Source organism: Mesorhizobium sp. M7A.F.Ca.CA.004.12.1.1, from assembly GCF_003997835.1.
Taxonomy (GTDB): Bacteria; Pseudomonadota; Alphaproteobacteria; order Rhizobiales; family Rhizobiaceae; genus Mesorhizobium.
The window spans coordinates 1-7,102 of record NZ_RZRK01000287.1 but is presented as its reverse complement, the minus strand read 5'-3'; the positions used below and the strand labels follow the sequence as shown (position 1 = coordinate 7,102).

At 63.3% G+C, this 7,102-nt stretch carries 4 protein-coding genes; 3 read left to right on the top strand and 1 reads right to left on the bottom strand.

Annotated elements, in window-relative coordinates; genetic code table 11:
* From EN984_RS16635 to EN984_RS16625, 3 genes are all read left to right on the top strand, one after another.
* On the top strand, window positions 1-1,908 hold a 1,908-nt coding region (locus EN984_RS16635), incomplete at its 5' end, for an acetyl/propionyl/methylcrotonyl-CoA carboxylase subunit alpha (RefSeq protein ID WP_164765498.1).
* A gap of 107 nt (window positions 1,909-2,015) precedes the next feature.
* Window positions 2,016-5,543, top strand: a complete 3,528-nt coding sequence (dnaE, locus tag EN984_RS16630; RefSeq protein WP_127270747.1) for a DNA polymerase III subunit alpha — start codon at window positions 2,016-2,018, stop codon at window positions 5,541-5,543.
* Window positions 5,544-5,610: 67 nt separating this feature from the next.
* Entirely contained in the window at window positions 5,611-6,414 is an 804-nt protein-coding gene (locus tag EN984_RS16625) for a potassium channel family protein (RefSeq protein ID WP_127270750.1), read from the top strand.
* A gap of 11 nt (window positions 6,415-6,425) precedes the next feature.
* Here the strand turns inward: EN984_RS16625 and EN984_RS16620 are convergent.
* The coding region (locus EN984_RS16620) for a DMT family transporter (protein WP_164765497.1) at window positions 6,426-7,102 on the bottom strand (677 nt) is incomplete at its 5' end.

Genomic DNA, 7,102 nt, shown 5'->3' with positions numbered 1-7,102 from the left:
GATCGCGATGCCGTGCATGTCGAGATGGCCGACGAGGCGGTGCATATCGGGCCTTCACCAGCCGCGCTGAGCTATCTCGTCCCGGAAAAGATCATCGCCGCCTGCAAGGAAACGGGGGCCCAGGCCGTGCATCCCGGCTACGGATTCCTGTCCGAGCGGGCGGCCTTCTGCGAAGCGCTGGAAGCGGAAGGCATCATTTTCATCGGCCCGAAGCCCAAGGCCATAAAGGCGATGGGCGACAAGATCGAATCGAAGAAGTTCGCCAACGCCGCCAAGGTTTCCACCGTGCCCGGCTGGCTCGGCGTCATCGAGAATGCCGACCATGCCGAAAAGATTGCCGGCGAAATCGGCTACCCCGTGATGATCAAGGCTTCGGCCGGCGGCGGCGGCAAGGGCATGCGCATCGCCTGGAGCGAGGCCGAAGTGCGCGACGGCTTCGACCGCGCGCGCTCGGAAGCCAAGAGTTCGTTCGGCGACGATCGTGTCTTCATCGAGAAATTCGTCGTCGATCCGCGCCATATCGAAATTCAGGTGCTGGCCGACGCGCATGGCAATGCGCTCTATCTCGGCGAGCGCGAATGCTCGATCCAGCGACGCAACCAGAAGGTCGCCGAAGAGGCGCCGTCGCCGTTCCTGGATGCCGAGACGCGCAAGGCTATGGGTGAGCAGTCGGTGGCGCTGGCCAAGGCCGTCGACTACCAGAGCGCCGGCACGGTCGAATTCATCGTCGACAAGGACAAGAACTTCTATTTCCTTGAAATGAATACACGATTGCAGGTCGAGCATCCGGTGACGGAGCTCGTCACAGGCATTGATCTGGTCGAGCAGATGATTCGCGTCGCCGCCGGCGAAAAGCTTGCCATCAAACAAAGCGATGTCAAACTGAACGGCTGGGCAGTGGAAAGCCGGCTCTATGCCGAAGATCCCTACCGCAACTTCTTGCCGTCGATCGGCCGGCTGACACGCTACCGGCCGCCTGAGGAAGGACAATTCGGCGATGTCATCATCCGCAACGACACCGGCGTCACCGAAGGCTCCGAAATCTCGATGTTCTACGATCCGATGCTCGCCAAGCTGTGCACCTGGGCGCCGACGCGTCTGGAGGCCATCGATGCCATGTCGGAAGCGCTCGACAGCTTCGTCGTCGACGGTATCGAGCACAACATTCCGTTCCTGGCTGCCTTGATGCAGCATCCGCGTTGGCGGGAAGGGCGGATATCGACCGCTTTCATATCGGAGGAATATCCCGACGGCTTCGCGCCGGTCGTACCGAACGACGATGAGAAGGCCGTGCTGGCGTCGATTGCGACGGCGGTGGAACTGCTGCGCCGTGACCGGCTCGACCGGCTGGGCGGGCGGCTGGCGCCGCATTCGGGAGCTCTGAAGCGCGACTGGGTGGTAAAGATCGGCGATGACTATCTGTCGGCCTCGATTATCGAGGGCATGATTTCCATTCCGATGGAAATCGATCTGTCGATCGAGGCCGGCAGGGCGTTGACCGTTGCATCAGACTGGCGGCCGGGCGACCTGGTCTGGCGCGGCACGGTCGGCAAGCGCAAGGTTACGGCTCAGGTCAGGCCGGTTGCCAACGGCTTTCGCATAGCCTGGAAAGGCATGTCGGTGACCGCGCGCGCCATGCTGCCGCGCACCGCCGAGCTGGAAAGGCTGATGCCCGAAAAGGTGGCGCCGGACACGTCGAACCTGCTGCTTTGCCCGATGCCCGGCCTTGTCGTGTCGATTGCCGTTGCCGAAGGCCAGGAGGTCAAGGCCGGCGAGACCTTGGCGGTGGTGGAAGCGATGAAGATGGAAAACGTGCTGCGTGCTGAACGCGACCTTGTCGTCTCCAAGCTCAACGCCAAACCGGGTGACAGCCTGGCTGTCGACGCGGTGATCATGGAGTTTGCGTAAGGCTGGCCGGGCAGGCAGCCTGTGATCAGCAGTGGTTTGTGCTGGACTGGCATCGCGCGGTCCCGGACAATACATCTCCATCGACTCAAGGACCTTCACACAGCACCATGGCCGACGAAAAACTTCCCCGCGATCCCCTGAAGCGCGAAGCAGCGATTGCTGCGGCGCGGCCGGAGGCCCCGGCGCGGCCCTTCGTCCATTTGCGCGTGCATTCGGCCTATTCGCTGCTGGAAGGCGCCTTGCAGATCGGCAAGGTGGTGGCTCACGCCGTCAAGGACGAAGCCCCGGCCATTGCCGTGACCGACACCAACAATCTGTTCGGCGCCCTGGAATTCGCGCAGAAGGCGGTGAAGGACGGCATCCAGCCAATCATCGGCTGCCAGGCGGCGCTCGCCTTTTCCGGCGAAAACAGCGATGGCCAGCGCGACCGCCGACGGCAAGGTCCCGATATGCGGCCGGTCGTCCTGCTCGCCGCGACCGAAGCCGGCTATTCCAATCTGGTCAGGCTGGTCAGCCGCGTCTACCTCGAAACGCCGCCAGGCGAAGCCGTGCACCTGGCCACCGAAATGATGGAAGGCTTTTGTGACGGGTTGATCTGCCTCAGCGGTGGGCCGCGCGGACCGATCGGCACCGCGCTCAAGGAAGATCGCCGCGATCTGGCCGAAGCCCGGCTTTTGACCCTCAAGGCAATGTTCGGCGACCGGCTCTATGTCGAGCTGGATCGGGTTTCCGGTTATGATCGCGTGATCGAAAAATCCTCGATCGATCTGGCCTATGCCCATGAACTGCCCCTGGTCGCCACCAACGAGGCGTTCTTTTCCTCCCGTGACGACTATGACGCACATGACGCGCTGATCGCCATCGCCGAAGGATCGGTCGTCGCCGCCGACAATCGTCGCCGGCTGTCGCCGGACAATTTCCTGCGCAGCCAGGCCGATATGGCCAGGCTCTTTGCCGATCTGCCAGAAGCGATCGACAACACTGTCGAGATCGCGCTGCGCTGCTCCTATTATCCCAAAAACCGCAATCCGATCCTGCCGCGCTTCACCGGCGGCGATGTCGCTGACAATGACGCCGCGGTGCAGGCGGAAGCCGACGAACTGGCCCGCCAGGCGCATGAGGGGCTCGACGCGCGCCTCGCCATGCATGGCCCGACTGCGGGCTACTCGGTCGAGCAATACCGCGAGCGGTTGAATTTCGAGCTTGGCATCATCACCAAGATGAAGTTTCCCGGCTACTTCCTGATCGTTGCCGACTTCATCAAATGGGCCAAGGCGCAAGGCATTCCGGTCGGGCCAGGCCGCGGTTCGGGCGCAGGCTCGCTGGTCGCCTATTCGACGACCATCACCGACATCGATCCGCTGCGCTTCTCGCTGCTTTTCGAGCGCTTCCTCAATCCCGACCGCGTGTCGATGCCCGACTTCGACATCGACTTCTGCCAGGATCGGCGCGAGGAGGTCATCCGCTACGTCCAGCAGAAATACGGCCGCGACCAGGTCGGCCAGATCATCACCTTCGGTACGCTGCAGGCGCGCGCCGTGCTGCGCGACGTCGGCCGCGTGCTGCAGATGCCCTATGGCCAGGTCGACAAGCTCTCCAAGATGGTGCCGCAGAATCCGGCCAACCCGGTCAAGCTCGCCGACGCCATCGCCAACGAGCCGCGCTTTGCCGAAGAGGCCGAGAGGGAGCCGATCGTCCAGACGCTGCTCGACATGGCGCAGAAGCTGGAGGGCCTTTACCGCCACGCCTCGACGCACGCCGCCGGCATCGTCATCGGCGACCGGCCGTTGTCGGAACTGGTGCCGATGTACCGCGATCCGCGCTCGGACATGCCCGTCACCCAGTTCAACATGAAATATGTTGAGCAGGCCGGGCTGGTGAAGTTCGACTTCCTCGGCCTGAAGACGCTGACCGTGCTGGAGACGGCGGTCAAGCTGATCCGCCGGCGTGGCATCGAGATCGACCTGGCGACGATCCCGCTCGACGATCCCGAGACCTACGCCATGCTGTCGCGCGGCGAAGTGGTCGGCGTGTTCCAGGTGGAAAGCGCCGGCATGCGCAAGGCGCTGATCGGCATGCGGCCCGACTGCATCGAGGACATCATCGCGCTGGTTGCGCTCTACCGCCCCGGTCCGATGGAGAACATTCCGACCTACAACGCCAGAAAGCATGGCGAGGAGGAGATGGCGTCGATCCATCCCAAGATCGACCATCTGGTGAAGGAGACGCAAGGCGTCATTGTCTACCAGGAACAGGTGATGCAGATCGCGCAGGAGCTGTCCGGCTACTCGCTCGGCGAAGCCGATCTGCTGCGCCGCGCCATGGGCAAGAAGATTCGCGCCGAGATGGACAAGCAGCGCGAGCGCTTCGTCTCCGGCGCGGTCGAGCGTGGCGTCGGCAAGCCGCAAGCCGACTTCATTTTCGACCTGCTGGCCAAGTTCGCCGACTATGGTTTCAACAAATCGCACGCCGCCGCCTATGCGGTGGTTTCGTACCAGACCGCCTATCTCAAGGCGCATTATCCGGTCGAGTTCCTGGCGGCGTCGATGACGCTCGACATGGGCAACACCGATAAGCTCGCCGATTTCCGCCAGGACGCGCTGCGCCTTGGTATCGAGGTTTTGGCGCCTTCGGTGATGTCGAGCTTTCGCCCCTTCGAGGTCGGTGAGAACCGCATCTACTATTCGCTGGCAGCGCTCAAGGGTGTCGGCGACGCTGCGGTCGAGCACATCGTTGCCCAGCGTGGCGAAAAGCCGTTCAAGAACCTCGCCGATTTCTGCGAGCGGGTCGATCCCAAGATCGTCGGCAAGCGTGTCTTCGAAAGCCTGATCATGGCCGGCGCGCTCGATTGCTTCGGCCACGACCGCGCATCGATGATGGCGGGCGTGGAACGCATGATGGGACTGGCGTCGCTGGCGCAGCAGAACGCGGTTTCCGGCCAGCACGACATCTTCGGCGCTTCGCTCGGCGCCCAGTCGCAGGCACTTAATCTGCCGGCGACGGAGCCATGGCTCGCCGCCGACCGGCTGCACCGTGAATTCCAGGTGGTCGGCTTCTATCTCTCGGCGCACCCGCTCGACGAGTACAAGGCAGCCCTGCAGAAGATGCGGGTTCAGACCTGGGCCGAGTTTTCGGCGGCCGTCAAACGCGGTGCCGCCGCCGGCCGTCTGGCCGGCACGGTGACGTCCAAGCAGGAGCGCAAGACGCGCACCGGCAACAAGATGGGCGTTATCGCCTTTTCCGACACATCCGGCCAGTACGAAGCCGTGCTGTTTTCCGAAGGACTGGCGCAATATCGCGATCTGCTCGAGGCCGGCCGCTCCGTGGTCATCACCGTTGCCGCCGAGGACAGGCCGGAAGGCGTCAATCTGCGCATCAACTCGGTGCAGTCGCTGGAGGACGAGGCAAGCCGTATCCAGAAGGCACTTCGCATCTTCGTGCGCAACGCCTCGCCGATCAACACGCTGGCCGGCCAACTGACTGTCAGGGGCGAGGGGCAGGTCAGCTTCGTGCTGATCAAGGACGAAGGCGAGGGCGAAATCGAGATCGAGCTGCCGAACCGCTACCGGATTTCGCCGCAGATCGCTTCGGCGATGCGCGCGGTGCCGGGTGTGGTCGAAGTGGAGCTGGTGTGACCCCCGCTCTTTCTCGCGCGCGGCGGTCAGCCGGGCGGTCGCTGCCGCGAACGCCAGCGCAGTCAGTATGAAGCCGGCGCAGAGGAACGGGTCGCAGGCGGTTTCAGCCTTGGCGCGGCTGCGTGACAGGCTGCGCAGGCTCTATCATGGGCGCACGCCGGCCGCTTTCCGGTTCCAACTGGTGGCCGTCGTCATCGACCTCGCCATCATCGCCTTCTTCATCGCGACGCCGGTTCTTCAGGACAAGCCGTCCTTCCTCTGGCTCGACTATTCGGCGGCCGCGCTTGTCGCCGCGGATCTGGTCGCCCGGCTGCTTGCCTCCAAAAACATGCTGCGGCTGATGAAGCAGCCGACGTCGTGGGTCGATGTCTTCATCCTTTTGACGCTGCTGATGCCGACGGCGTTCGCCAATCTCGCCTTCCTGCGCATCCTGCGGCTGTGGTCGCTGTCGCGCAGCGGTTCGCTCTGGCGGCATCTGGAGATGCGCGGCCTGAGGCCGTGGCGCGAGGCCAGCCACGCGGTTATCAACCTTTTGACCTTCCTGTTCGTCATCACCGGCTTCGTCTACACGTTCTTCTTCCGCACTGGCGCCGGTCTGGAAAACTATGTCGACGCGCTTTATTTCACCGTCGCCACGGTGACGACGACCGGCTTCGGCGACATCGTGCTGCCGGGCATAGCCGGCAAGCTGACCGCAATCGTCACCATGATCATCGGCATATCGCTGTTTGTCAGACTGGCTCAGGCGATCTTCCGGCCAGCCAAGGTTTTGTTTCCCTGTCCGCAGTGCGGCTTGCGGCGGCACGAGCCGGACGCCGTGCATTGCAAAGCCTGCGGTCATCTTCTCAACATACCCGACGAAGGGAACTGACGGCCGGCGTACTACGACGCCGCCACTTCGGCCGGCTTTATAGCCCTGCGCTGAAGATTGAGCAGATTGCCCATCAGGATCAGCAGCGCGCCGCCGGCGGTGAAGGCATCGATCTGCTCGCTATAGAGCAGCCAGCCAATCAGCGCCGATAGCGGCACGCGCAGAAAATCCATCGGCGAGACGATGGTCGCATCGGCATAGCCAAGCGCGCGGGCCATACAGAAATGCGACGACATGCCGGTGAAAGCGATCAGCACGATCCACGGCCATAGCTCCAGTGGCGGATTGCGCCACGTATAGAGCGCCGGGATGAGACCGACCATCGACTGGATAATCAGCATCCAGCAGATGATGCGCACGACGCTGTCAGTCCGGGTCAGCGATTTGATCGTGACCACCGAGATGCCGAAGCAGGCCGCGGCACCCAGCACGACGAGATGTCCAGGGTCGACCGAGCCGACACCGGGGCGCACGATGATCACCACGCCGATCAGCCCCAGCCCGATCGCTGCCAGCTTGGGCCGGTTCAGCCTTTCGCCCAGAAAAATCACCGCCAGGATAGCTGTCCAGATCGGCGTGGTGAATTCGATCGAGATCAGCACCGCCAGCGGGATCAAAGTGAGGGCGTAGAGCCAGGCCGCCTGGCCCGTGTAATGGATGACGTTGCGGGCGATATGGGCAATGGGGC

What these genes read in the sequence shown, in the direction of transcription:
- dnaE (WP_127270747.1), top strand. Translation starts at nt 2,016, where the DNA reads ATGGCCGACGAAAAACTTCCCCGCGATCCCCTGAAGCGCGAAGCAGCG.
- EN984_RS16625 (WP_127270750.1), top strand. Translation starts at nt 5,611, where the DNA reads ATGAAGCCGGCGCAGAGGAACGGGTCGCAGGCGGTTTCAGCCTTGGCG.